Origin of the sequence: Rhodanobacter umsongensis, assembly GCF_042654965.1 — a bacterium.
In the GTDB taxonomy this organism is placed as follows: Bacteria; Pseudomonadota; Gammaproteobacteria; order Xanthomonadales; family Rhodanobacteraceae; genus Rhodanobacter; species Rhodanobacter umsongensis.
Window position 1 is genome coordinate 271,794 of record NZ_JBHSMK010000009.1, and the last position, 23,917, is coordinate 295,710.

General features: G+C 67.6%; 24 protein-coding genes. 14 read left to right on the forward strand and 10 right to left on the reverse strand.

Going from position 1 to position 23,917, the window contains the following annotated elements; translation table 11 throughout:
• Positions 1–110: 110 nt before the first annotated feature.
• The 6 genes from ACFPME_RS13880 to ACFPME_RS13905 all read left to right on the forward strand — a co-directional run bounded on the left by ACFPME_RS13880 (position 111) and on the right by ACFPME_RS13905 (position 6,102).
• Positions 111–983, forward strand: a complete 873-nt coding sequence (locus ACFPME_RS13880; RefSeq protein WP_377306246.1) for a DUF72 domain-containing protein — start codon at positions 111–113, stop codon at positions 981–983.
• 322 nt (positions 984–1,305) lie between these two features.
• A complete protein-coding gene (locus ACFPME_RS13885; RefSeq protein ID WP_377306247.1) occupies positions 1,306–2,013 on the forward strand; it encodes a class I SAM-dependent DNA methyltransferase in 708 nt (235 codons plus the stop codon).
• Positions 2,014–2,054: 41 nt separating this feature from the next.
• Positions 2,055–2,453 carry a hypothetical protein gene (locus ACFPME_RS13890; RefSeq protein WP_377306248.1) on the forward strand — a complete coding sequence of 133 codons (399 nt, stop codon included), beginning with the start codon at positions 2,055–2,057 and terminating at the stop codon, positions 2,451–2,453.
• A gap of 180 nt (positions 2,454–2,633) precedes the next feature.
• Positions 2,634–3,647, forward strand: coding sequence for a cation diffusion facilitator family transporter (locus tag ACFPME_RS13895; RefSeq protein ID WP_377306249.1), 1,014 nt, complete (start codon positions 2,634–2,636; stop codon positions 3,645–3,647).
• A 22-nt stretch (positions 3,648–3,669) separates the two neighbouring features.
• The gene (locus ACFPME_RS13900) at positions 3,670–4,089 is read left to right on the forward strand and encodes a CBS domain-containing protein (protein ID WP_377306250.1); all 420 of its coding nucleotides are present in this window, start codon (positions 3,670–3,672) and stop codon (positions 4,087–4,089) included.
• Positions 4,090–4,101: 12 nt separating this feature from the next.
• The gene (locus ACFPME_RS13905; protein ID WP_377306251.1) at positions 4,102–6,102 is read left to right on the forward strand and encodes a protein-L-isoaspartate(D-aspartate) O-methyltransferase; all 2,001 of its coding nucleotides are present in this window, start codon (positions 4,102–4,104) and stop codon (positions 6,100–6,102) included.
• A gap of 522 nt (positions 6,103–6,624) precedes the next feature.
• Here ACFPME_RS13905 and ACFPME_RS13910 read toward each other — a convergent pair.
• Positions 6,625–6,930: a hypothetical protein gene (locus ACFPME_RS13910; RefSeq protein ID WP_377306252.1), complete on the reverse strand. Its 306-nt coding sequence runs from the start codon at positions 6,928–6,930 to the stop codon at positions 6,625–6,627.
• Positions 6,931–7,333: 403 nt separating this feature from the next.
• Here ACFPME_RS13910 and ACFPME_RS13915 point away from each other — a divergent pair, with 403 nt between their 5' ends.
• The 4 genes from ACFPME_RS13915 (at position 7,334) to ACFPME_RS13930 (ending at position 8,709) form a co-directional block, all read left to right on the forward strand.
• The gene (locus tag ACFPME_RS13915; RefSeq protein WP_377306253.1) at positions 7,334–7,522 is read left to right on the forward strand and encodes a hypothetical protein; all 189 of its coding nucleotides are present in this window, start codon (positions 7,334–7,336) and stop codon (positions 7,520–7,522) included.
• A 227-nt stretch (positions 7,523–7,749) separates the two neighbouring features.
• Positions 7,750–7,911 carry a DUF3309 family protein gene (locus ACFPME_RS13920; RefSeq protein ID WP_377306254.1) on the forward strand — a complete coding sequence of 54 codons (162 nt, stop codon included), beginning with the start codon at positions 7,750–7,752 and terminating at the stop codon, positions 7,909–7,911.
• A gap of 16 nt (positions 7,912–7,927) precedes the next feature.
• Positions 7,928–8,587, forward strand: coding sequence for a UdgX family uracil-DNA binding protein (locus tag ACFPME_RS13925; RefSeq protein WP_377306255.1), 660 nt, complete (start codon positions 7,928–7,930; stop codon positions 8,585–8,587).
• On the forward strand, positions 8,584–8,709 hold the full coding sequence (locus tag ACFPME_RS13930) for a hypothetical protein (protein WP_377306256.1): 126 nt from the start codon (positions 8,584–8,586) through the stop codon (positions 8,707–8,709). The genes ACFPME_RS13925 and ACFPME_RS13930 overlap by 4 nt, the downstream gene beginning before the upstream one ends.
• Before the next feature lie 31 nt (positions 8,710–8,740).
• Here the strand turns inward: ACFPME_RS13930 and ACFPME_RS13935 are convergent, their stop codons facing one another.
• The 7 genes from ACFPME_RS13935 to ACFPME_RS13965 all read right to left on the reverse strand — a co-directional run bounded on the left by ACFPME_RS13935 (position 8,741) and on the right by ACFPME_RS13965 (position 17,275).
• Positions 8,741–9,550 carry a ferritin-like domain-containing protein gene (locus ACFPME_RS13935; protein ID WP_377306257.1) on the reverse strand — a complete coding sequence of 270 codons (810 nt, stop codon included), beginning with the start codon at positions 9,548–9,550 and terminating at the stop codon, positions 8,741–8,743.
• Between the two features lie 41 nt (positions 9,551–9,591).
• A complete protein-coding gene (purF, locus tag ACFPME_RS13940; protein WP_377306258.1) occupies positions 9,592–11,064 on the reverse strand; it encodes an amidophosphoribosyltransferase in 1,473 nt (490 codons plus the stop codon).
• A 29-nt stretch (positions 11,065–11,093) separates the two neighbouring features.
• Complete coding sequence (locus ACFPME_RS13945; protein WP_377306259.1) at positions 11,094–11,750, reverse strand: CvpA family protein; 657 nt, start codon at positions 11,748–11,750, stop codon at positions 11,094–11,096.
• A 57-nt stretch (positions 11,751–11,807) separates the two neighbouring features.
• Positions 11,808–12,842: an SPOR domain-containing protein gene (locus ACFPME_RS13950; RefSeq protein ID WP_377306260.1), complete on the reverse strand. Its 1,035-nt coding sequence runs from the start codon at positions 12,840–12,842 to the stop codon at positions 11,808–11,810.
• A 190-nt stretch (positions 12,843–13,032) separates the two neighbouring features.
• A complete protein-coding gene (gene folC / locus ACFPME_RS13955) occupies positions 13,033–14,313 on the reverse strand; it encodes a bifunctional tetrahydrofolate synthase/dihydrofolate synthase (RefSeq protein ID WP_377306261.1) in 1,281 nt (426 codons plus the stop codon).
• 176 nt (positions 14,314–14,489) lie between these two features.
• Positions 14,490–16,853 (reverse strand): heavy metal translocating P-type ATPase, encoded by a 2,364-nt coding sequence (locus tag ACFPME_RS13960; protein WP_377306262.1) that lies wholly within the window; start codon positions 16,851–16,853, stop codon positions 14,490–14,492.
• On the reverse strand, positions 16,850–17,275 hold the full coding sequence (locus ACFPME_RS13965) for a heavy metal-responsive transcriptional regulator (protein WP_377306263.1): 426 nt from the start codon (positions 17,273–17,275) through the stop codon (positions 16,850–16,852). The genes ACFPME_RS13960 and ACFPME_RS13965 overlap by 4 nt, the downstream gene beginning before the upstream one ends.
• A 131-nt stretch (positions 17,276–17,406) precedes the next feature.
• On the opposite strand from ACFPME_RS13965, the gene ACFPME_RS13970 reads away from it, so the two are divergent.
• Entirely contained in the window at positions 17,407–18,672 is a 1,266-nt protein-coding gene (locus tag ACFPME_RS13970) for a phospholipase D-like domain-containing protein (protein WP_377306264.1), read from the forward strand.
• A gap of 115 nt (positions 18,673–18,787) precedes the next feature.
• Here the strand turns inward: ACFPME_RS13970 and pdxR are convergent, their stop codons facing one another.
• Complete coding sequence (gene pdxR, locus ACFPME_RS13975; RefSeq protein ID WP_377306265.1) at positions 18,788–20,248, reverse strand: MocR-like pyridoxine biosynthesis transcription factor PdxR; 1,461 nt, start codon at positions 20,246–20,248, stop codon at positions 18,788–18,790.
• Between the two features lie 111 nt (positions 20,249–20,359).
• Here pdxR and ACFPME_RS13980 point away from each other — a divergent pair, with 111 nt between their 5' ends.
• Complete coding sequence (locus tag ACFPME_RS13980) at positions 20,360–21,166, forward strand: MBL fold metallo-hydrolase (RefSeq protein ID WP_377306266.1); 807 nt, start codon at positions 20,360–20,362, stop codon at positions 21,164–21,166.
• A gap of 55 nt (positions 21,167–21,221) precedes the next feature.
• Positions 21,222–21,695 (forward strand): cupin domain-containing protein, encoded by a 474-nt coding sequence (locus ACFPME_RS13985; protein WP_377306267.1) that lies wholly within the window; start codon positions 21,222–21,224, stop codon positions 21,693–21,695.
• Position 21,696: 1 nt separating this feature from the next.
• On the opposite strand, the gene ACFPME_RS13990 is transcribed toward ACFPME_RS13985, so the two are convergent.
• Entirely contained in the window at positions 21,697–22,425 is a 729-nt protein-coding gene (locus tag ACFPME_RS13990) for an AraC family transcriptional regulator (RefSeq protein ID WP_377306268.1), read from the reverse strand.
• A gap of 163 nt (positions 22,426–22,588) precedes the next feature.
• On the opposite strand from ACFPME_RS13990, the gene ACFPME_RS13995 reads away from it, so the two are divergent.
• On the forward strand, positions 22,589–23,644 hold the full coding sequence (locus ACFPME_RS13995; protein WP_377306269.1) for a DUF1501 domain-containing protein: 1,056 nt from the start codon (positions 22,589–22,591) through the stop codon (positions 23,642–23,644).
• Positions 23,645–23,917: the final 273 nt, after the last annotated feature.

Below are 23,917 nucleotides of genomic sequence, written 5' to 3' on the forward strand. Positions count from 1 at the left end.
CGTCAGTCACGCCTTCGCGGGGATGACGGCGAGGAAGCAGAGGCTGACCTTCATCATGGAACGACGGCCTGCCCGCTAACCTCGCATGCCACTCGGCAGCGGGGCGCTTCATGGCCAGATTGCGCATCGGGATCTCCGGCTGGCGCTACCCGCCCTGGCGAGGCAGGTTCTACCCGGCCGGTCTCGCACAGCGGCGGGAACTGCACTACGCCTCGCGCCGGCTCGACACCATCGAGATCAACGGCTCGTTCTATTCGCTGCAGCGACCGGAGAGCTGGCGCGCCTGGTACCACGACACACCGCGTGGCTTTGTATTCGCCGTCAAGGCGCCCCGGTTCATCACGCACGTGCGTCGGCTGCGCGAGATGGAAAAGCCGCTGGCGAACTTCCTCGCCTCCGGCGTGCTGGAACTGCGCGAGAAGCTCGGGCCGATCCTGTGGCAATTTCCTCCCAGCCTGAAATACGACGAGGAGCTGTTTGATGCCTTCCTGGCGCGGCTGCCCAGGGACAGCGAAACGGCCGCGACGATGGCCACGAGCCATGACGGCCATATCAAGCATGTCGGCGAGCTGTCGGTGGATCGCAAGCGCCGTCTCCGCCACGCGATCGAAATACGTCATGAAAGCTTCGCCGATCCGGCCTTCATCAAGCTGTTGCGCAGGCACCGGGCTGGACTGGTGATCTCTGATGCTGCCACGAAATGGCCGAAGCTGCAGGACGTGACCGCCGGCTTCGTCTACTTGCGGCTGCATGGCGACCAGGTGCTGTACGCCAGCGGATACTCCGCTGCCGCGCTGGACAACTGGGCCCGCCGGATCCGCACGTGGATGCGGGGCAGCCAGCCGCGCGATGCCAGTCATCGGGCGAGTCGCCAACCGCCGTCCGCGCGCAAGTCGCGCGACGTCTACTGCTATTTCGACAACGACGCCAAGGCCAAGGCCCCGTTCGATGCGCTGAGACTGCGCGGCCGGCTGCTGCCGTGATGCGCGGCGTGCCCCGCGCACGGCGAACCGCTCGCCGGCGGAATCCTTGCGGTCACGGCCGGGCATGGGCTTCCCTGGCGCGAAGTGCAGGCAGCACGCTGGTGCGGCGTTCGCGCCGCGCGCTGTCGCGCGACGGGAAGCGAGCGTCTCATGGCGCCTGTGAAGACCGCCGTGCGGACATTTGCCGGGGAAACCCGGATAGCCGCGGGGACGTCGCTCCACGGCGGGCGAGCGTCACCGTGCAGATGGTGCACACGCAAAACTCACCGGCTCTTGATACAGCCTGATTCATCGTCCGTTTTCCTACAGGAGATGGCAGCGCATGCACGCATCGGGAAACTCCCGTCGGGTAGCGGTGGCGCCGGCCGTTCGTGGCCCGGCGAAGACCTTTGACCGTGACTACTTCGAGCGACTCTACGAGCGCGATGCCGACCCGTGGCGATACAGGAGCAGCCTCTACGAAGAGAGAAAACACGCAGCCACCATCGCCAGCCTCGCACAGCCGCGCTACGCCAGGGCGCTCGATCTTGGCTGTTCGATCGGTGTGCTTACCCAACGCCTGGCAGCCATCTGCGACGACGTGGTCGCCGTGGACACCAGCATGCGGGCACTGACCGCGGCGCGCGAATCATGCCGTGGCAATATCACGTTCAAGCAGGCGCACCTGCCAGGCGGCGATTGGGGCGAAGGCTTCGACCTCATCGTGCTGTCGGAAATCCTTTGCTACCTGCAGAGTCCCGCGATCGCGGTGCTTGCGCGGCGCATCCGGCAGTCCGCGCTTCCCGGCGCCGAATGCATCGCGGTGCACGGGACCGGCTATAACGGCTGCTCGCTATCGGGCGATGCCGTCAGCGAGTTGTTCCAGAGGGCGCTGCCCGGCACACCACTGGCCAGCTTCAGGACCCGGCATTACCGCCTAGACCACTGGCGCATCGTTCCCCACCAGGCGTTGCCGGCCGGCGGCGGCGGCGGATTGCGCGGCGAAACATCGATGGTTGACGCCCGCCCAGCCTGCGGATTGAATTCATGACCCGGCGTAGGCTCCCGCGGGAGCACGCCGCGAAAAAATCCATGACCGTGCTGCTGATCGACGAGGACATCATCGTGCTCGACCTGACCCGGCAAGTGCTGGAGCAGTGCGGCGGGTACCGGGTGCTGGCCGCGCACGGCTTCGCCGCCGCCGACGCCCTCCTGACCGATGCCAGCAGGATCGATGTGCTGATCACCGACATGCGCAGCTCACTGTCCGACGACGTGTACAGGCGCGCCCTGGAACGCTGCCCCGCCGTAGCCACCGTGCTGGTGTTCGACGCCGTGAAAGGCCGGCCACACCGGGCCCCGCCCCGAAGCGAGCTGCTTTCCATGCCCTACGGTATCCAGGAACTGCTCGACGCCGTCAGCCGGGCCGTCGCCGCGGTGGCCGGCCTGCGCGCGAATCTCGCCGTCCCGGGCAGCGTCGCCCGGACGTGAACGGCGGCATGAACATCCTGGCGCGGCCATTCCCGGCCTGATGCCTTGAGGATGCCCTTCGCCACCGGCGGTCCCCTGCCCTCGTCATTTCCGCGCAGGCGGAGACGGACACCAACGCCACCCCTGCCAGATTTCCGCTTCAGGCGGCCTGGTCGGCGTCTTCACGCGAAGGCTTGAGCCATGTCCGAATCCGGCTCGCACACCGTCGTTTACACCGCGCTTGCCGGCAACCTGTTGATCGCCGTCGCCAAGTTCGTGGCGGCCGCGTTCACGGGCAGTTCGGCGATGCTCAGCGAGGGCGTGCATTCGCTGGTCGATACCGTCAATGAGGTGCTGCTTCTTCATGGCATGCGCCGCGCCCGCATGCCGGCGGATCGCACCCATCCATTCGGTCACGGCCGCGAGCTGTACTTCTGGAGTTTCATCGTGGCCCTGCTGGTGCTCGCGATGGGCGCAGGCGTGTCGTTCTATGAAGGCGTGATGCACATCCGCCAGCCGGAGCCCATCGACCATCCGCTGGTGAACTATCTGGTGGTGGCCGTATCGTTCCTGTTCGAAAGTGGCTCGTGGTACATCGCGCTACGCGAGTTTCGCGCGCGCAAGGGCCAACTGGGATACTTCGAGGCGTTCCGGTTGAGCAAGGATCCCACCACCTTCACCGTGCTGCTGGAAGACAGCGCCGCGCTGCTGGGCCTGCTGGTGGCGATGGTTGGCCTGGCCGGTGCGCAATTGTTCGACCTGCCCATGCTCGATGGCGTGGCATCGATCGGCATCGCCGGCGTGCTCGCCGTGTCGGCGACCTTGCTGGCACGCGAGACCAAGGGCTTGCTGATCGGCGAGAACGCCCACCCCGCAGTGAGCGACGCCATCCTGTCGATCGCGGCGGCCGACAGGGGCGTGCGCTGCGCCAACGGCGTGCTGACCGTGCAGATGGGGCCTAACCAGGTGGTGGCAGCGCTGAGCGCGGAGTTCGAGGACGCGCTGACCACCCCACAGATCGAAGCCTGCGTCGACCGCATCGAGAAGCAGGCCAAGGTGGCGCATCCGGAAATCATCTCGCTGTTCATCAAGCCGCAGACCGCGGAGACCTGGCGCGCCCGGCGCAAGCTGATCGAAACGGATACGCAGGAGGCCGTTGACAGTTCGATCGCCTTTCCTTCAGGCCCGCCGCGGCAGAGTGGTGGTGTTGCCTGATGCCAGGCCCACGGAGAAAGCCATGAAGGTGCAGCAGATCATGACGCCCCGGCCACGCTGTTGTTCGCCCGATGCCATGCTCAGCGAGGCCGCGCGGTTGATGCTGGAGACGGACGTCGGCGAGATCCCGGTGACCCGCGACGGACTCAAGGTGGTGGGCGTGATCACCGACCGCGACATCGTGGTGCGCTGCGTCGCCGCTGGCGGCGACCCGCGGAACACCCCGGTGGAATCGTGCATGACGGCTCCGGCGTGGACGCTTTCCGACGATGCATCATTGGAAGAGTGCGCCCGCCTGATGGCTGGCCAGCAGGTGCGGCGCGTACCGATCGTGGATGCCAACGGCGCGATCTGCGGCATTGTCGCCCAAGCCGATCTGGAAGCCACCGACGAGCGTTCGCTGAAGGCCGACGTCGCCGCGCGCGTCGCCACGCCGCACTGACCGGATTCGGCGATGAGCGATTACGTGCAGGCCCGCTCCGCGATGCTGCAGCGCCAGCTCGTCGATCGCGGCATTCACGACCAGGCCGTGCTGGAGGCGATGCGCCACGTGCCGCGCCACGCGTTCGTGGGCGAGGCGATGCGCGCCCTGGCCTACGATGACACGGCGCTGCCGATCGAAGCCGGGCAGACCATCTCGCAACCGTACATCGTGGCGCTGACCCTGCAGGCGGCGGAGATCCAGCCGAATGACAGTGTGCTGGAGATCGGCACCGGCTCAGGCTACGTGGCCGCCGTGCTGGCCAGGATGGCGCGGCGCGTCGACTCGATCGAGCGCGTGCCATCGCTGGCGGAGAGCGCCCGGCAACGGCTGCAGCAGCTCGGCGTCAGCCGGGTCGAGGTGCATACGGCCGACGGCACGCTGGGCTGGCCGCCCGGCGCGCCGTTCGATGTCATCGTGGCCGCGGCCAGCGGGCCGCAGGTGCCGCCAGCGTGGCGGCAACAGCTCGCCATCGGCGGACGCCTCGTCATGCCGATCGGCGACCGGGCAGGCGGTCAACGCCTGTACAAGCTGACTCGCCTGGACGACACACGCTATGAGGAGGAGGACCTGGGCGCGGTGATGTTCGTGCCGCTGATCGGCAAGCAGGGCTGGGCCGAAGACGGCAGCCAGCCAGCACGCCCCGCCGCGCCGAAAACAGTGCCGCGCCGCGGCAGCTTGGCGGAGGCTATCCGCCGCGCGGCCGAGCCCTTGCCCGATCCGGCCTCGTCCCAGTTCGGCGCCCTGTTCGACCGCTACGCCGACCGCCGCGTGGTGCTGCTGGGCGAGGCCAGCCACGGCACCGCCGAGTTCTACCAGGCGCGCGCGGCGATCACGCGACGGTTGATCGAGCGGCACGGTTTCACCATCGTGGCGGTGGAAGCGGATTGGCCGGACGCGGCCAGCATCGACCGCTACGTGCGGCAGCGGCCCGCACCGCCGCCCGCGGAACCGCCGTTTCAGCGGTTCCCCACCTGGATGTGGCGCAATACCGACGTGCAGGCATTCACGCAGTGGCTGCGCGCGCATAACGACGCCCAGCCCGTGCAGCGGCGGGCCGGCTTCTACGGACTGGACATGTACAGCCTGTCCAGCTCGGTCGCGGCCGTGCTCGGTTATCTGGACCGGGTCGATCCCACGGCTGCCGAGGTGGCGCGCGAGCGTTATGCGTGCCTCACGCCATGGCAGAAGGATCCCGCGGTCTACGGCCGGACCGCGCAGACGCAACGTCATGGAGCGTGCGAAGAGGACGTCGTGGCGCAGTTGCGGGATCTGCTGAGGAAGCGTCTGGATTACGCGCGCGAGGACGGCGTGCTGTTTCTGGACGCGGCGCAGAACGCGCGCCTGGTGACCACCGCCGAACGCTATTACCGCACGCTGTACCAGAGTTCGGTGCAAAGCTGGAACCTGCGCGACACGCACATGTTCGAGACGCTCAACCACGTGCTGGATGCGCACGGCCCGGCTTCGCGCGCGGTGGTCTGGGCGCACAATTCGCATGTCGGCAACGCCGCTGCCACCGAGATGGGCCAGGCCCGCAACGAACTGAACATCGGCCAGCTCTGCCGCGAAAAATTCGGGCGAGCCGCCGCCCTGATCGGCTTCGGCACCCACCATGGCACGGTTGCCGCGGCCCACGACTGGGATGGGCCGATGGAAGTGATGCAGGTTCGGCCCGCGCGCGAGGACAGCTACGAGTACCCGATGCACCAGGCCGGCGAGCCGCGTTTTTTGCTGGACCTGCGGCCTGGCATCCATGACGCGCTTCGCGAGCGTCTGGCGCCGCCCCGGCTGGAACGCTTCATAGGCGTCATCTACCGGCCGCAGACCGAACTCCAAAGCCACTACTCCAGCGCCTCGCTGCCCGATCAATTCGACGCGTACGCATGGTTCGACGACACCCGCGCGGTGACGCCGCTTGCAGTGAAAAAACGCAGAGAGGGCGTGCCGGATACGTATCCGTTCGGCGTCTGACCGAAAGCCGGCTCATGGCTTCATGCCGCCCGGCTCGTGCAGGCCCGGCCCGGTGGCGGCCTGCCCCGTGTCTGCATAGTCCTGGGCGCGGGAAGGCGTCGCGCCCGGGCGCATGGCGTGCGCGGCGCCGAGCTCGCTGATGGGTTCAGGCGGCGGGGAGGTGCCGGCAGCCGCGCTGCCGAGTGGTTGATGTAGCCCGTCCTCACCGCCCAAGCCGCTGCGCGCGGACATCGTTCGGGCCGTCCGGCAAGAGGTCGGCGGCATCGCGGTCGCGGTCGGTGAACGAGTTCATTCCGGCGAATCCGCGCTTCCATCCCTTTCAGGGGGCTTTTCGCCGGCACCACCTTTGGCTTCCCGGCTGGACCTTGTTCGCTTCGGCATGCCTTCGCCCGGGCGTCGCCCGTAGTCGAACGCAGCAGGCGTCCGCGCGCGGTCGACATCCAGCACCGGCGGAACGGATGACTGGAAACCGGGGGTTGGGGTTCTTCGATCGACGCGCATGGCAGCACTCCGGCAGGGGGATCATTCGTCACGAAAACGCAGCCGCAACTGGCGCGGGTCCGCCACGCGCTGCCAGGCCGGTCCCAGTTCGGTCACGTTGACGAGGTTGCCCTCCTCATCCCACAGCGCCTGTTGATCCTGGTAGACCAGCCAGCCCAGCGCGCAGGCCTCGCACCCGCAGTCGCCTTTGCAGTGGGGCGGGCATGCCACCGTGCAGCGACATGCCAGCCGCGGACGCTCATCACCGCGGCGGTCCAGCAACAGATAGCCGTCGGGCGGCCAGCGGCGCCTGCCTTCGTCCGTGGGCGCTTCGGTCGACAAGTTCATCGGCAGCGATAACCACGGCCGTGGCGGTAGGAACGCAGCGCCCTCGGCACCGATCGGCCCGGGTCGGGCGGCGGGTCCAGCGGCGGCAGATTCGGAGGCGGCCCCGGCGGCTCAGGCCGGATCGGGTCGGGAGAGCCCGGCCGCGCCGGGCCAGGCGGCGAATGTTCGGGATCGCCCAGTGGCGGCATCTGGGAACTGGCCAGGCCGGCGGCTGGCAGAGGCAGCAAGTCGAAGCTCATGGCGGTTCTCGCGTGGCGAGTTCCGAGCATGCCGCGGCCGGCGCCGACCCGATGTGACTTTTCTGCGACGTAACCGTGAGTGGACCCGCCGACCCTGGCTTCACATCGACGGGTTAGCTTGTCTCCACCTATCGCCGCACCGGCGTGTTTCGGAGCATGCAGACATGACCCCACTCGACAGGCCCTTGCGGCGCGAACTGCAGATTGCCGACCGTCGCTACACGCTGACCATCGACCCCTCCGGATTGAAGCTCGCCGAGAAGGGACACCGCCGCGGCGTCACCTTGAACTGGGAAGACCTGCTCAATGGCGATGCGGCCATCGCCGCTGCGCTTAGCGCTTCGCTCGATTGATGCGTCGGCAAAGCATCATCGCCGCGAGAGTTTCCACTTGCGCCGGCTGAAAGGGCGGGGCCATGCCGGCCCTTGTCTCGCATCGCCATGTCATCGTCGTGCACACAGGCGTCACGCGAGCTCGCCGGACACAGATTGACGGCTCATGCACCCATCACTTGCGATGGTGCGGGCGTCGCGACGATGGTCGCGGCAACCGGATATCTCACGCGCACGGGAGTAGCCATATGTCGCTTTCACTGCTGGTCATCATCGTCCTCGTTCTTCTGCTGATCGGCGCGCTGCCGACGTGGGGCTATAGCCGTTCGTGGGGCTATCGTCCGGTGGGTGGGCTGGGACTCATCGTGCTGATCGTCATCGTGCTGTGGTTGCTTGGCATGTTCCGTTGACGTCGGCCCATCGTCGATGGCGGTGATTGCACTGGCCAAACCCGTCGACGCGATCCCCGCCGGCAGCCTTGCGACGTTGCGTCGCAAGGCTGCCGGGTGTCGTGCCTGCCCGCTCTGGCGCGGCGCTACGCACACCGTCTTCGGTCGAGGCCCGGCGCACGCGGTGGCGATGCTGATCGGCGAACAGCCGGGAGCGCAAGAAGATCGGACCGGCGAACCGTTCGTCGGCCCGGCTGGCCAATTGCTCGATCGCGCGATGGCCGAAGCGGGACTTGATCGCGACGAGCTTTACCTCACCAACACCGTCAAGCACTTCAAGTACGAGATTCGCGGTACCGCCAAGCTGCACAAGAGCGCGAGCGCCGCCGAGCAGGCGGCGTGCCGGCAATGGCTGGCGGCGGAGCTGTCGCGCGTGCAGCCACGGTTGGTGGTCGGGCTGGGCGCAATGGCGGCGAAGACGTTGTTCGGCAATGCGTTTCGCATCGGCACGGAGCGTGGCCAATGGCGCGAAATGGGAGCACGGGCGCGCGGTGTCGCCACCTGGCATCCCTCCGCCATCCTGCGCATGCCGCGCGAGGACCGCCGACGCGAGGCCTATGCCGAACTCGTCGCAGACCTGTGCAAGGTGGCGACCGCACTCGCCGCCTTGGCCGAACCCGGCGAAGAGATGCCTTGAACCGTCGAGCCCTGGCGGAGTGGTTCCTGTCGCCAGCCCTGGCGGCGATCATGGCAAGCGGTTTCTATCCGGGCGCCAGCTACCGCGAACCGCGTCCGGCCAGCGACGTCCGGCTCGCCTGAATGCTCCGACGCCGGGTCGGATCGTTGCGGCTCAGGCCAGCAACGCCATCGCCGTCAGGCGTTCGAGTTCTTCCTCGAGGAAACCCGCCTGCAGCCGCGCTGGCCGGTTGAAGGGGCCGCGCAGGCTGACGCCCATGTAATCGCGCAACAGCGCGAAGAATGTTTCGACCGGCTCAAGGCCATCGCGCTCGCAGCAGTGCCGGTACCAGCGGGTGCCCGCTGCCACGTGGGCGACTTCCTCGCGCAGGATCACTTCGAGGATCGCCACCGTGCCGCTGTCGCCGAGGTGGCGCAGGCGCTCGATCATGCCCGGCGTGACATCCAGTCCGCGCGCTTCCAGCACGCGCGGCACCAGCGCCATGCGGGCGGTGTCGTGATGCGCGGTTTTCTCGGCCATCGCCCACAGGCCATCGTGCGCGTCGAAGTCGCCGTAGCCGTGGCCGAGCTCGGCCAGACGGGCTGACAACATCGCGAAGTGGCGTGCCTCGTCGTGGGCGCAACTGGCCCAATCGCGGTAATACGCCGCGGGCTTGTCGCGGTAGCGATAGACCGCATCCCACGCCAGGTTGATGGCGTTGAACTCGATATGCGCCACCGCGTGCACCAGCGCGGCACGGCCCTCCGCACTGCCGAGGCCGCGTTGCGGCACCTGGCGTGCATTGACCAGTCGCGGCTTCGCCGGCCGGCCCGGCGCGCCGATCGGTTCGGGTGGCGGCGATGCCGCGCAGGCGCGCAGCTCGCCAGCCAGGAGGCCCTGCCAGGTCGCGTGGGTCAGCCGCAATTTTTCGGCCGGATCGGTGGCGTCCAGGCAACGCCTGGCCGCGGCGTGCAGATCGGTCACAGGTGCTCCGGATCGCCCGGAACTCGGCGCGGCGCCAGCCATCAGACGCGGCGCGCCGCCTTGGCATCGTCCGAACGCAGCATCTGCACCTGTTCCAGATAGCTCTCATCCAGGCCGGTGACGTACTCGCCGGAGAAACACGACGTGTCGAACTGCTTGAGGTTCTCGTTGCCGTCCTGCACCGCGCGGATCAGATCCTTGAGGTCCTGATAGATCAGCCAGTCGGCGCCGAGCATTTTTTCCACTTCCTGCTCGGTGTGACCGGCGGCGATCAGCTCGGAAGTGGATGGCATGTCGATGCCGTAGACGTTCGGGTAGCGCACCGGCGGCGCGGCGGAGGCGAAGTAGACATTCTTTGCGCCGGCGTCGCGCGCCATCTGGATGATCTGCCTGGACGTGGTGCCACGCACGATCGAATCGTCCACCAGCAGCACGTTCTTCTTGCGGAATTCCAGGTCGATCGCGTTGAGCTTGCGGCGCACCGACTTCACGCGCTCCCCCTGCCCCGGCATGATGAAGGTGCGGCCGATGTAGCGGTTCTTGACGAAGCCCTCGCGGAACGGCACGCCGAGCGCCCCGGCCAGCGCGCTGGCCGCGGTGCGCGCGGTGTCGGGAATCGGAATGACCGCGTCGATGCCATGGTCGGGCCGCTCGCGCATGATCTTTTCGGCCAGCTTCTCGCCCATGCGCAGGCGCGCCTTGTATACCGAGACGTCCTCGATCATCGAATCGGGCCGCGCCAGGTAGACGTACTCGAAGATGCATGGCGTATGCAGCGCGCCCTCGGCGCAGCGGCGGCTGAACAGCTGGCCGTCGTCGGTGATGATCACCGCCTCGCCCGGCATGATGTCGCGCACGCGCGTGAAGCCGAGCACGTCGAACGCCACCGACTCCGACGCCACGGCGTACTCGCGGCCTTCAGCGGTGACGCGCTCGCCCAGCACCAGCGGGCGGATGCCGTGCGGGTCGCGGAATGCGAGCAGCCCGTAACCCAGCACCAGCGCCACGCACGCATAGCCGCCGCTGGCGCGCGCATGCATGCCGGCGACTGCCTTGAACAGGTGATCGGGGGTGAGTTCCATGCGGTCCTGGATCTGCAGCTCGTGCGCCAGCACGTTCAACAGCACCTCGGAGTCGGAATCGGTGTTGATGTGGCGGCGGTCGTCCTCGAACATCTCGCGGCGCAGCGTTTCGGTGTTGACCAGATTGCCGTTATGCGCGATGGCGATGCCGTAGGGCGAATTCACGTACAGCGGCTGCGCCTCGGCGGAGCCTTCCGAACCGGCCGTGGGGTAACGGCAGTGGCCGATGCCGATGCGCCCGCGCAAACCGCTCATCGCCGATTGGCTGAACACGTCGCGCACCAGCCCGTTGCCCTTGTGCAGGCGCAGCCGCGAGCCGTCCACCGTGGCGATGCCGGCCGCATCCTGGCCACGATGCTGCAGCACGGTCAGCCCGTCGTAGAGCGACGATGCCACTTCGGTAGTACCGACGATGCCGATGATTCCGCACATGGTTTGCTGCCTGCTTCGATGGTCGTGTACTAGGGATGCCGGGGATGGCTGGCGGCGCTGGCGGCTGTGGCCGGCGCCGGGATCGTGCGTGCTGCGCCGGGTGCCGAAGAAGCGCCCGACATGGGGGCCGACAGCCTGCCGGACAAGCCGGGCAGACGATCGAGCACCTCCGCGGGATGGATCCGGTCGAGCACCTCGCCGGGGTGTAGATGGTCGCGCACGCTGGCAGGTATGTTCTGGCCCAGCCATGCCGCCAGGCCTTGAAACTGGGGAAGCAGCGCGGACTGCTGCCACCACGACTCGCGGGTGAACAGGGTGAGGCCAACCAGAAACACCAGCAGCGTGACCAGCAACACACCACGCACGAAACCGAACAGCATGCCGAACAGGCGGTCGATGCCGGACAGGCCGGTGCCCGAGATGAGCCGCCGCATGGCGAAGCGCACCAGCGCGCCGACAATCAGCACGGCGATGAAACACAGCGCGTAACCCAGCACGATCCGCGCGATCGGCAGCGAAATGACGTGCTCCAGTTGCGCCGCCACCGCCGATCCGAACGACGCGGCCACCCAGAAGGCAGCGACCCAGATCACCAGCGACAGCAGCTCGGCTACCAGCCCGCGCCACAACCCGACCAGGATCGACAGGCCCAGGATCGCCAGGATGACCCAATCGGTTTCGTTCATCCTGTCACCAGTTTCGTGATGCCCGGGCCGACTGCAGGGTCTGTATGCGGCATGGGGTCAGGGCACCGAAACGACGTTGCCGTCGATGCCCAGCCTGGCCTTGACCTGATCATGCACACGCTGCGCGTCGCTGCGCTGCGTCTGCGGCCCGGCGCGTACGCGCCAGAGCTTCTTGCCGCCGGCCTGCACCGAATCGACGAAGCCGTCGAAGCCGTTGGCACGCAGTTTGTCGCGCAAGGCGTTGGCGTCGGCCTGGCTGCTCATCGCCGCCAGCTGTACCGCCCAGCCGCCGGCCTTGCTGCCGGCGGCGCCGCCAGTCGAGGCGGCCGGCTGGTCGGCTATCGGCGCGCCGCCGTGGCTGGCGTCCTGTTCCAGCCGTGCCGGCGCGCCGGGAATCGATTGGGTGATCTTCAATCGGGCCGCTTCCGCCGCCGCCCGTGTCTCGAACGGCCCTGCGATGACCAGCGTGCGCGGCTTGCCAGCCTGGGTGATGGTGTGGCCAGCGACCGGATAGCCGAGTGCGCGCACGCGGCGTTCGAGGCTCGCCGCGCCCGCCGCGCTGGCGTAGGCGCTCAGGTTGAGCGTGTAGCTGCCATGGCCCGCGGCGGGTGCTGCGGTTGTTGGCGTGGCCGCCGGCAGCGCGGCCACCGGCGCCGGCTTCATGGGAGCGGCTGTCGTCGGCGCCGGTTTGGTCGCGGCGGGGTCCACGGCCGATCGCTGCGCGATCACCGGCTGGCCGGGCGAAGTGCCCGAACCGGTGGTCACCGTCGTGGGTGGCGGGGCCTTGCCGGCTTGGGGATCGGTTTCCACGTCGCGCGGCCGGTTTGAACCGATATTCACCGTGGCCAGCTGATCGCCCGAAGCCGGCGTCACGGCCTGGGGCGGCGGCGCGCCGGCACTCGAGGTGCCCGCCGGGGCATCCGGGTTCAGGCTCATCGTGCGGGTCTGCAGGTCGCGATCGGGCGCTGGCGGTATCGCCAGGCTTACCGCCTGGTCACCACCGGCAGCCGGCGGCGTACTGGAAAAGAACATCGGCACGAACAGGACCGCCAGGGCAATCAGGACGGCGGCACCCAGCAGGCGTGTATTCAAGTCTTCGCTCCAAGGCTGCAAACGCGGTGTGCATCGCCGTGATTATACCTGCCTGCGTCGGAGGCCATGATTCGCATTCGGCCCGGAAGGGCCTGCGCCATTACTTCGGCCTGAGCCTGCCCTGGACCGGATGGGCTGGCGAGGACGGCAGGGGGCCCGGGAAACCAGTGAATCAAGGCATCCCGGATGGTCAGGCGGAGCGTTCCGCGACGACCGCGGCAGCCACAAAGAACGAGCCGAAGGCCAGAATGCATTCGCCCGGCTGGGCCGTCATGCGGGCCGCGGCCAGCGCTGCAGTTACATCGTCGTGCGCGTCGAATGGCGCCTGCGGCAAGGTCTGCCGGAAAATCGCTGCCAGCGCTGTTACCGCCAGCCCGCGCGGGCTGGCGCGCTCCAGCCCGGCCAGGTGCCAGTGCGCGATGCGCGACCCGAGCGCGCCGATCACGCCAGCCACGTCCTTGTCGGAGAGCGCGCCGTAAACCGCATGCACGCGCCGGCCCGGCTGCACATCCAGCCATTCGGCCAGCGCACGCGCGGCCTGCGGGTTGTGGCCCACGTCGACGATCAGCCTAGGATCGCCGCCCAGCGACTGCAGCCGCGCCGGCACCCGCACCTGGTGCAAACCTGTGCTGATCGCGGCAACCGCCGCCTTCGATGCGAACGACAGCCCTTCCAGCTGCAGCGCGTGCAAGCCGGCAATCGCCGCCGCCGCATTGGCAAACTGCACCGGCGCGGCCAGCGCGGGCTCGGGCAGTTCCAGCACGCTGCCATCGCGGTGTCGCCAGCGCCAGCCGTCGTCGTGGCGTTCAACGTGAAAATCGCGCCCCGCCCGCTCGACCTGCGCGCCGCACGCCGCCAGCGCGTCGAGCAATCCCTTCGGCGGATTCATCTCGCCCAGGATCGCCGGCTGCCCCGCTCGCGCGATGCCGGCCTTCTCGCGGCCGATGCTGTCGCGATCCGGACCGAGCCAGTCCATGTGATCCAGGTCCACCGTGGTCACGATCGCCACGTCCGCATCGATGATGTTGACCGCGTCCAGCCGCCCGCCCAGCCCCACTTCCAGCACGGCCACGTCGACGCCGGCACGCCCGAAAAGATCCAGCGCGGCCAGCGTGCCGAACTCGAAATAAGTCAGCGGCGTATCGGCACGTGCCGCCTCGATGCGCTCGAACGAGGCGATCAACGCCGCGTCATCCGCGTTCGCGCCGGCGAGGCGTATGCGTTCGTTGTAATCCAGCAGATGCGGCGAGGTGAACGCGCCCACGCGCAAACCCGCCGCCGCCAGCATGGCTTCGATCAGGGCCACGGTGGAGCCCTTGCCGTTGGTGCCGCCGACCGTGATCACCCTCGGCGCAGGCGCCGGCGCGCCCATCCGCTGCCATACCTGGCGCACGCGATCGAGCCCCAGCTCGATGCTGTGGACGTTGACGCGTTCCTGATAGGTCAACCATTCGGTGAGGCTGCGTGGCATGGACTGGCTTCTTGGTGTACTGGCTGGAGCCGAATGGTCCTTCCGAAAAGCGCCCTGTCCTGCCCGCGGGCGGGAATGCGCGCTTCCGTAAGTGCCACTCGCTTCAGGCACCTATTGTCGCCGACTTGCGGTGGTCCGATCACGCTGCATTTTCCGGGAGAGTGCGCCAACCTGCCTTACAGTGGCACCCGGCGCAAACGCAGCGCATTGCTCACCACCGACACCGAGCTCAGGCTCATCGCCAGTGCGGCGACCATCGGCGACAGCGTGATGGCAAACCACGGATACAGCACACCCGCCGCCAGCGGCACGCCGACCGCGTTGTAGATGAAGGCGAAGAACAGGTTCTGGCGGATGTTGCGCACGGTCGCCTGCGACAGCCTGCGCGCGCGCACGATGGCGCCCAGTTCGCCCTTGACCAGGGTCACTTGCGCGCTCTCCATCGCCACGTCGGTGCCGCTGCCCATCGCGATGCCGATGTCGGCCGCAGCCAGCGCGGGCGCGTCGTTGATGCCGTCGCCAGCCATCGCCACGCGGCGGCCCTCGGCCTTGAGACGGTTCACCACCGCCGCCTTGTCGGCCGGCGACACGTCCGCATGCACTTCGTCGATGCCCAGTTCGCCCGCCACTGCCTGCGCGGTGGTGGCGTTGTCGCCGGTGAGCATCACGATGCGCAGGCCGGCTGCGTGCAGCGCCGCGATCGCGGCCGGCGTATCCGGCTTGATCCGATCGGCCACCGCCAGCAAGGCAGCGAGCGCGCCGTCGATGGACAGGAACATCACCGTGGCACCCTGTCCGCGCAACCGCTCGGCGCGGCCGTTGGCATCGTCGCTGATTGCTACCTGCAACTCGGCCATCAGCCTTGCGTTGCCCAAGGCGACGCTGCCGCTCTGCGATTCATCCTCCAGGTTGGCCCGATCCACGCTGGCGCTCACACCGCGACCGGTCAGCGAACGAAAACCCGATACGCCCAGCGCTGGCGCGGCTTCGCCATCCGCCACCTTCACGATCGCCCGCGCCAGCGGATGCTCGCTCGGCCGCTCCAGCGCGGCGGCCAGCGCCAGCAGCCGGTTGCGCGGCTGTCCGCTCAGACTCACCAGCTCGGTCAAGGCCGGTTTGCCCATCGTCAGCGTGCCGGTCTTGTCCACCACCAGGGTGTCGATATCGCGCAGGCCTTCGATCGCGCCGGCATCCTTGAACAGCACCCCGTGCTGCGCACCGCGGCCGCTGGCCACCATGATCGAGATCGGCGTGGCCAGGCCCAGGGCGCACGGACAGGCGATGATCAACACCGACACCGCGGCGATCAGCGCGTGGGTGAACCGCGGCTCGGGTCCCAGGATGGCCCACGCCGCGAACGCCAGCAGTGCGACGCCCACCACCGCAGGCACGAACCACGCCGCCACCCGATCGGCCACGCGCTGCAGCGGTGCCCGGCTGCGCTGGGCCTGCGCCACCAGCGCCACGATCTGCGCCAGCATCGTCTCGCCGCCGACCCTCTGCGCCCGCATGGTCAGCCCGCCGTCCTGGTTTACCGTGCCGCCGGTGAGCGGATCGTCCTTTGCCTTGGCCACCGGCATCGGCTCTCCGGTGAGCATCGACTCGTCGACATGGCTTTCGCCTTCCAGTACCACGCCATCGACCGGCACCTTCTCGCCGGGGCGCACGCGCAACACGTTGCCGGCATGCACGTCATCCAGCGGCACATCGCGCTCGCTGCCGTCGGCGGCGATCCGTCGCGCGGTTTTCGGCGCCAGTCCCAGCAACGCCTTCAGCGCCGCGCCGGTGCGCCGGCGTGCGCGCAGTTCCAGGAAGTCACCCAGCGTGACCAGGGTGACGATCACCGCCGCCGATTCGAAATACACCGCGACCCGGCCATGCATGTCGCGGAAACCGGCCGGGAAAATTCCCGGCAGCAGGAACGCCACCGCGCTGTACAACCACGCCACGCCGGTGCCCAGCGCGATCAGCGTGTACATGTTCGGACTCCACGGCTTCAGCGAACGCCAGCCGCGCGCAAAGAACGGCGCACCACCCCACAGCACCACGATGCCGGCCAGCGTCGCCTCGATCCACGCCGCCACGCCATCCCACGGCGCGGACATATGCCAGCCGAAAAGGTGCGGCCCCATCGCCAGGAAGAACACCGGCACGGTCAACGCCAGCAGCGCCCGGAAACGCCTGGTCATCGACGCCAGCTCGCCGCCGTCATCCGCGTCCAGCGTAGGCATCATCGGCTCCAGCGCCATGCCGCAGAGCGGGCAATGGCCGGGACCGACCTGCTGGATCTGCGGGTGCATGGGGCAGGTATAGATCGTGCCGCGTGGCGCCGTCGGCGCCTGGCGCTCCTCCAGACAAGCCGGCGGATCCGCCACGAATTTCTCCCGGCAGCGCGCGGAGCAGAAGTGATACGCGTGGCCATCGTGCTCGGCGTGATGCTTCGCGGTCTGCGGATCCACCGTCATGCCGCAGACCGGATCGATCACCTTGCCATCGGCTGGCTTGCCGCTGCCGCCGCAGCACGAGCCCTGCCCGTTCATGACTTCACCCGGTCATCGCCCAGGGCGCGCAGGATCGGACATTCCTCCGGCTTGCCATGCCCGGGACACGACGCCACCAGCTGTGCCAGCCCGTCGCGCACGCGCTGCAGTTCGGCAATGCGCTGCTCGATCGCCACCAGCCGCTGCTGCGCGCGCCGCTTCACCGCCTTCACCCCGTGCTGGCGATCGGCGGACAATGCCAGCAACTCGCGGATTTCGTCCAGCGTAAAGCCCAGATCCTTGGCCCGCCGGATGAAGCGCAACCGCGCGATCGCCCCCTCGCCATAGCTGCGATAGCCCGACGCGCGCCGCTCCGGTTCGGGCAGCAGGCCCTCGCGCTCGTAGTAACGGATCGTGTCGATCGCCACACCGGCGCGCTTGGCGACGGTACCGATAGTGAGGGGGTTGGCATGCGTATTCATGGCTTAAGTCTAGACCCATGATCCAGGTCCAGAGTCAAGCGTTTCTCCGCGAACCGGCGGTTCACCCCGCCGCGACTGCCGGGTCACGATCATTCCCCGGGTACCCACCGCCCATCGAAGGAACCGCACGCATGTGGATCGCGCTACTCGCCACCATCGCGATCACGGCGTTCCTGGTGATCGTCTCGATGAACTTCCATCGCCCGGAAAAATCCGTGCGCCACCCGGTAAGCCACTGTCATGCGATCGATGATCCGCAGTTCCGGCTGGAGATGGATGCGATCCTTGGACCGGCCGTGCTCGCCGGCAACGAGATCACCGTGCTGCAGAACGGCGCCGAGATCTTCCCCGCGATGCTGGAGGCCATTCGTGGCGCCAGCCGCAGCATCACGTTCGAGACCTACATCTACTGGTCCGGCGAGATCGGCAAGACCTTTGCCGATGCGCTGAAGGAACGCCGTCAGGCGGGCGTGGCCATACACGTGATGCTCGACTGGGCCGGCAGCGCGAAGATGGATGCGCGCCTGATCGACGAACTCACCGACGCTGGCGTCGAGGTGGAGCGCTATCACCCGTTGCGCTGGTACAGCATTGCACGGCTCAACAACCGCACCCACCGCAAGCTGCTGATCGTGGACGGGCGTATCGGCTTCACCGGCGGCGTCGGCATCGCCGACCAGTGGCAAGGCCACGCGCAGGATCCCGACCATTGGCGCGATATACATTTCCGCGTGGAAGGCCCGGTCGTTGGTCAGCTGCAATCCGGTTTCATGGACAACTGGATCAAGACCACCGGCCGCGTGTTGCACAGCGCCCTGTACTACCCCGTCCTGAAGCCTGCCGGCGACAAGGGCATGCATCTGTTCGTCAGTTCTCCCGCCGGCGGCAACGCAAGCATGCGCCTGATGTACTTGCTTGCCGTTGCCGCCACCATGCGCTCGATCGATCTGCAGGCCGCCTATTTCATCCCCGACCGTCTGATGGTCGACGCCCTGGTCGCCGCCCGCGAACGCGGCGTCCGCATCCGCCTGCTCGTCCCCGGCCGGTACATCGATTCCAGCCTGGTACGGCTGGCCTCCAAACGCCGCTGGGGCCGCCTGCTCGCCGCCGGCGTCGAGATCCACGAGTACACGCCCACGATGATGCACAACAAGATGCTGATCCTGGACGGCGAACTGGTTTCGGTCGGCTCCACCAATTTCGACATGCGTTCGTTCGATCTCAACGACGAGGCCAGCCTCAACATCTACTCCCGCGAATTCGGCCGGCAGATGACCGCCATGATGGACGCCGACCTGCAGCACTCCAGGCCTTACACCTTGACCATGTGGCAGCGACGGCCATGGCGGCAAAAACTCGGCGAGCTGCTGGTGCGGCCGATGGAATCGCAGTTGTAGCTGCCTGCCGATCCTCACTTTCCCTTGGCTTGCTGAGCAGGCCGGCCGTGCCGCCTCCGTAGGGCGCGCCGAGGCGGACTCTGGACAGCAACTGGAGCAGCGCCCAGCGAGGCGTCTACCGGCCGGCGCCTTTTCCAAGCGCGCGACGCATGTCCTTCAGCGCCGCCGCAATGTCGCCCGCATCGATCACGCCGTAGCCGAACGTCACTGCCGGTTCGATATCGCGCGTCATCGCATAGTCCGCTGTCGCTTCCGCGCCGGGGGCGCAGCGCAATATCGTCGGCATGATTTTCGCTGCCAGCCGGTGGTCGCGGATGCGTGCGGCGAGGTGCAGGCCGGCTTCGGAAGAGATGGGTTGCAGCCATTCGCCGAGTCCGCGGTGCAGGCCGTCGAGCAGTGCTTCGCGGCGTTCGGCATAGATCGGTCGCATGTGGCGCACGTGGCGGGCCAGGTGACCGTCGCGGATGAAGGTGGCGAGGACGGACTGGGTGATGGTGTCGCAGTGGGAGTCGGCGCAGTGCTTGACGGTGACCAGCCCGCTGCGGGCCCACTCCGGCGCGACGACGAAGCCCTTGCGCAGCGAGGGGAACATGCTTTTGGAAAACGTGCCGATGTAGAACACCAGGGCGTCGCAGTCCAGGGTTTGCAGCGCATCGAGCGGGCGTCCGCCGAAGCGGAATTCACCGTCGTAGTCGTCCTCGACGATCACCGCGTGGTGGCGCCGCGCGAACTCCAGCAACGCGGTGCGCCGGCGCAGCGACATCGCGACGCCAGTGGGCGACTGATGCGATGGCGTGACGCTGATGACGCGCACGTCCGCGGGCAGTCGATCGACGCACAGGCCTTCGTCGTCCACCGGCGTCGGCACCAGTCGCGCGCCGGCGGCTGCAAACGCGGCACGCACGGGCGGATAGCCGGGTTCCTCCACCGCCACCCGCGTCTGCCCCGGCGTGACCAGCAGCCGGGCGATCAGGTCGAACGCCTGCTGCGCACCGGAGGTCACGATCACGTCGTCGGCTGCGCAGGCGACCGCGCGGGCAAAAGCGATGTGCCGGGCGATCGCCTCACGCAACGCCGGGATGCCCTCGGACGGCGCATAGGCAAAGGGTTCGCGCGAACTCCTGCGCAATGCACGGGACATCAGCCGGCGCCAGACGTCGTGCGGGAAATGGCGGTGGTCTGGAATGCCCAGCCGGAAGCTGCGCACCGGCAGCGCCCGCGCCGCCGACGCTTGCACAAATGGCCCGCGCCAGACCGGTGCGAACCGCGATTCCTCGATGTCGACCCTGGCCTTCGACGGTTTCGTCGCACGTCGACGGACGAGGCTGGCGACCACCGGTTTCGCACCCTTGTGCGGGATCAGATAGCCCTCGGCAATCAGCAGATCGTAGGCGGTGACCACGGTGTTGCGAGCCACGCCGAGCGCCTCGGCGACCCGTCGCGTGGCGGGCAATGCCGAGTCTGCGGGCAGTCGCCCGTCGAGGATCGCGGCGCGCAGTTGCTGGTGCAGCGCCTGGGTGAGCATGCCCAGGCTGCGCGGCGGAAGCACGACGGGAAAAGGAAAAACTGGTTCCATCAAATATCCATGAAGTGGATCAATCAAGGCGCCAGATTACTTCCAGAATGCGCCTCGAAACGAGATCGATGTCCACCCCGATGCAAAAAGCTCGACCCGAAGAGGCCCGGCATGACCCTGCCCATCTGCGAGACCTGCGGTACCCAGTACGCGCATGCCCCCACAGCACCCATGCACTGCCCGGTTTGCGAAGACGATCGCCAGTATGTCGGGCCGAAAGGACAGACATGGACGACGCATGACGCACTCAAGTCCGGCTATACGCTGCGGTTCGAAGAGGATGCGGGCCTGCTTGGCATCGGGCTTGCGCCGGATTTTGCGATCAACCAGCGGGCGCTTTACCTGCCCACGGACGCGGGCAACATACTGTGGGAATGCCTGAGCCTGGTCTCCGACGATGCGGTCGGCGTGCTCAAGGCGCGCGGCGGCGTGGACATCATCGCCATCTCGCACCCGCACTTCTACTCGTCGATGGTGGAGTGGAGCGAGGCGCTGGGAAACATCCCGGTCCTGCTCCACGAAGCGGACAAGGAATGGGTGCGCCGGCCATCGCCGAACATCCGGTTCTGGCGCGGCGACACCCACCGGTTGTCCGATGGCGTGACGCTGATCCGCAGCGGCGGCCATTTCCCCGGCAGCACGGTATTGCACTGGAAGGACGGCCCGCGCGCCGGCGGTGCGCTGTTCTCCGGTGACGCGCCCCAGGTGGTGAGTGACCGGCGCCACGTCTCCTTCATGCACAGCTACCCCAACTACATGCCGATGAAGGCCGACGCCGTGCGCGGCATGCGGGCGCGGCTGCAGGGCTGCGCCTTCGAAGACGTGTTCGGATACACCTGGGGCCGCAACATCATCGGCGGCGCCCGCGCGGCGGTCGACGCGTCGTTCGAACGCTACCTGTCGGCAATGGCCGGCTGATCGTCGGCAGAGACGAACCCAGGCCCCCATTCGCGTATCGAAGGAGTTCCTCGGCATGCCCCATCCATCCCATCGCATGCACGACTACCTGCCGGCACGATTCAGCAGCGCCGCCGGCGAGCAGTGGATACCCTCCGCGACACCGGGCAAGTCATCGCGGCCGCTGCGCTTCTTCGCCGACGACCGCGGCTTCGTCGAATTGCTGCGCATGGAGCCTGGAGTGGTGATGCCTCTGCATCGCCACAGCGGCGAGATCCATGCCTACAACCTCACAGGCACGCGCAAGCTGTGCACCGGCGAACTGATCGGCCCGGGCGACTATGTCTACGAACCGCCCGGCAACGTCGACTGGTGGAAAATTGTCGGCGACGAACCGATGGTCGCCATGGTGATCGTGATGGGCACGGTGGAATTCCTCGGCCCCGACGGCATCGTGACGGCCCGCGCGTCAGCCAGCACCCAGCTGGCGGAGTACGAGCGGCATTGCGCCGCGCATGGACTGAAGGTGCAAGATCTGCGGGATCGGTGAGTCAAATGTCCATCTGCTTCATGTAGCCAGTGGGCGTGACGCCGAGGATTCGGTGGAACATCGCGCTGAATGCGCTGCAGCTTGCGTAACCGGCATCGCGCGCGACTTTCTTGATGGGGTGGCCGGCACTCATCCGGCTCAGCGCCCCGGCCAGTCGCACGTGTTGCCGCCAACGCACGAAGGTCATCTTCAACTCGCTTTCGAACAACCGCGCCAGCGTTCGGCCGCTGGCGCCGACAAACTGCGCAAGCTGGTCGAGCGTATCCGTCCGCGACGGGTCGACCAGCATGCGCTGGCACGCTTTCCTCAGGCGCGGATCGGACGGCGACGGAATACGGATGGCCATCTCTTCGGCGCCCTGCAGTTCATGCAGCAGCAACGGCGTCATCATCAGCATGCGTTCCCTGTCTCTGGACCGGTGTGCCTGGACCATCGCCAGCATGAGCTCGCGAAGCAGGCCGGTTACCGTCAGAACCCTGCAATGGGCACCGAGCGACATGCTGCTGCCACGGTCGAGGTACAGCGTTCGTATGGCCACGTGGCCTTCCATGCGGATCTCGTGCGTCATCCCTGCGGGCACCCACAACGAGCGCTGCGGCGGCACGATCCAGATTCCCTCGCGCGTCGTCACCTGCATGACGCCCGACGCTGCATGAATGATCTGCCCGCGCCGATGGCGATGCCTCGGTATCTGGCACCCCTTCGGATAATCCTTGGCGAGTGCCGTCACCGGCCACGCCTGCTTCGGGCCCACCTGCTGTCTGGAACGCGACACTGGATGGCCTCCTTTCGCTATACGGACACCGTAGGCTGATTCTGGGCGAACGGTCAGCCCACGACAACGGGCTCCATGCCATCGGTGCCGAGCCCCCGGCGCGAGTAGAGAAAAAGCCATGAACGACCCGATCATCACGCGGCGCACAGTGCTCAAGGCAGGTGCCACCCTGGCAGGCGCATTCGCGCTGGGCGGGTTGGGCCTGCGAGCCCAGGCCCATGCCGGAAGAGAGCGGCCGACGCTGGTCGTGCTCTGGCTCAATGGCGGCCCTGCGGGGCTGTTCAACAGTGCGGACTCGTTCCTCTCCCGGGGAGCTTACGGCGTAACCACCGACAATGTCCGCGTACTGGCGAACGGCCTTTGCGTCGATGCCGGATCGCTCGGCGCCTTGCCGGCATCGGCATTGGCGCACATGGCTTCGATCGGCTTCCGGCATGGTCGCTACCCGCATGCGGAGGCACGGGCGGCGATGCTGGAAAAGAACTCGCGCAGCCTGCTGCTGCAGATGGCCGCGGCCATGCCCGGCGGAGCGGCCCGTTGTGCCATCGTCAACAGTCTCGGCCTGCCCGTCGGAGTCGCGGCGGCGCCTCGGGCGGAACGCGGCACCGTCTTCGAACGGGTCATGCGGTTCGAAGACGTGCACCGGCATTTCCCGGCCGCGGCATTTGAGAGCATCCGTGGCGCTTATGGCGTGCCCGCCGGGAGCACCGCCATCGACAGCCAGCGAGCCACCTTCGCCAGTATCGAATCGCTGATCCTCGCAGGCGTCGGCGTGATCTTCGCGCAGCCTGCGTACACCGGGCGGCCCGACCGGCAGTTCGATACCCATCACGACGACATGGGAACCCTGGCGCGCGACATCATGGCGCCCATCACGCCTTCGCTGATCACATTCCTCGACCGCGTCATGGCGTTGCCAGAACGCAACGTGGTGACACTGCTGGTCGGCGAATTCAGCCGGACGCTACCGGGCGCGGATCATGCGCCGGGCGGCACCGCCACGGTGATCGGAAAATACGTCAAGACGGGCACGACCGGACGGCAACATGCCGATGGTTCGCCACCCGAACATGCCGCGCCGCCCGAGGCATTGTGGGCCTATGCCGCGGCTGCGCTGCGCCTGGGAGGCGCGGCACCGTTCGGACGCAATCCGCACCCGGAGCTGCTCGTTTGAGATGGTTTGCCGCCGCTTGGCGGCTTCTCTGGCCCGCGTCTCCCTGCCCGCCATCGTCTCATCGGCCTCCAGCCACGACGGCGCGCACGCCTCCCGGGGAATGTGCAAAACCGGACCCGGCCATTGAACCGCTCGCTCGATCGGCGCCTGCCGATCGAAGCAGAACTGGCGGGAATCGCCGCGAGGATCTGCGCGGCCAGCGGAGATCGAACAGAAGCGGAGGTTTGCTGCTCATCAATCCGCGGCGGTACCGACTGCCTCTTCCATGCAGAA

What these genes read in the sequence shown, in the direction of transcription:
- purF (WP_377306258.1), bottom strand. Translation starts at nt 11,064, where the DNA reads ATGTGCGGAATCATCGGCATCGTCGGTACTACCGAAGTGGCATCGTCG.
- ACFPME_RS13905 (WP_377306251.1), top strand. Translation starts at nt 4,102, where the DNA reads ATGAGCGATTACGTGCAGGCCCGCTCCGCGATGCTGCAGCGCCAGCTC.
- ACFPME_RS13925 (WP_377306255.1), top strand. Translation starts at nt 7,928, where the DNA reads ATGGCGGTGATTGCACTGGCCAAACCCGTCGACGCGATCCCCGCCGGC.
- pdxR (WP_377306265.1), bottom strand. Translation starts at nt 20,248, where the DNA reads ATGGAACCAGTTTTTCCTTTTCCCGTCGTGCTTCCGCCGCGCAGCCTG.
- ACFPME_RS13880 (WP_377306246.1), top strand. Translation starts at nt 111, where the DNA reads ATGGCCAGATTGCGCATCGGGATCTCCGGCTGGCGCTACCCGCCCTGG.
- ACFPME_RS13960 (WP_377306262.1), bottom strand. Translation starts at nt 16,853, where the DNA reads ATGAACGGGCAGGGCTCGTGCTGCGGCGGCAGCGGCAAGCCAGCCGAT.
- ACFPME_RS13885 (WP_377306247.1), top strand. Translation starts at nt 1,306, where the DNA reads ATGCACGCATCGGGAAACTCCCGTCGGGTAGCGGTGGCGCCGGCCGTT.
- ACFPME_RS13900 (WP_377306250.1), top strand. Translation starts at nt 3,670, where the DNA reads ATGAAGGTGCAGCAGATCATGACGCCCCGGCCACGCTGTTGTTCGCCC.
- ACFPME_RS13980 (WP_377306266.1), top strand. Translation starts at nt 20,360, where the DNA reads ATGACCCTGCCCATCTGCGAGACCTGCGGTACCCAGTACGCGCATGCC.
- ACFPME_RS13895 (WP_377306249.1), top strand. Translation starts at nt 2,634, where the DNA reads ATGTCCGAATCCGGCTCGCACACCGTCGTTTACACCGCGCTTGCCGGC.
- ACFPME_RS13890 (WP_377306248.1), top strand. Translation starts at nt 2,055, where the DNA reads ATGACCGTGCTGCTGATCGACGAGGACATCATCGTGCTCGACCTGACC.
- ACFPME_RS13965 (WP_377306263.1), bottom strand. Translation starts at nt 17,275, where the DNA reads ATGAATACGCATGCCAACCCCCTCACTATCGGTACCGTCGCCAAGCGC.
- ACFPME_RS13915 (WP_377306253.1), top strand. Translation starts at nt 7,334, where the DNA reads ATGACCCCACTCGACAGGCCCTTGCGGCGCGAACTGCAGATTGCCGAC.
- ACFPME_RS13970 (WP_377306264.1), top strand. Translation starts at nt 17,407, where the DNA reads ATGTGGATCGCGCTACTCGCCACCATCGCGATCACGGCGTTCCTGGTG.
- ACFPME_RS13985 (WP_377306267.1), top strand. Translation starts at nt 21,222, where the DNA reads ATGCCCCATCCATCCCATCGCATGCACGACTACCTGCCGGCACGATTC.
- ACFPME_RS13910 (WP_377306252.1), bottom strand. Translation starts at nt 6,930, where the DNA reads ATGAACTTGTCGACCGAAGCGCCCACGGACGAAGGCAGGCGCCGCTGG.
- folC (WP_377306261.1), bottom strand. Translation starts at nt 14,313, where the DNA reads ATGCCACGCAGCCTCACCGAATGGTTGACCTATCAGGAACGCGTCAAC.
- ACFPME_RS13995 (WP_377306269.1), top strand. Translation starts at nt 22,589, where the DNA reads ATGAACGACCCGATCATCACGCGGCGCACAGTGCTCAAGGCAGGTGCC.
- ACFPME_RS13945 (WP_377306259.1), bottom strand. Translation starts at nt 11,750, where the DNA reads ATGAACGAAACCGATTGGGTCATCCTGGCGATCCTGGGCCTGTCGATC.
- ACFPME_RS13920 (WP_377306254.1), top strand. Translation starts at nt 7,750, where the DNA reads ATGTCGCTTTCACTGCTGGTCATCATCGTCCTCGTTCTTCTGCTGATC.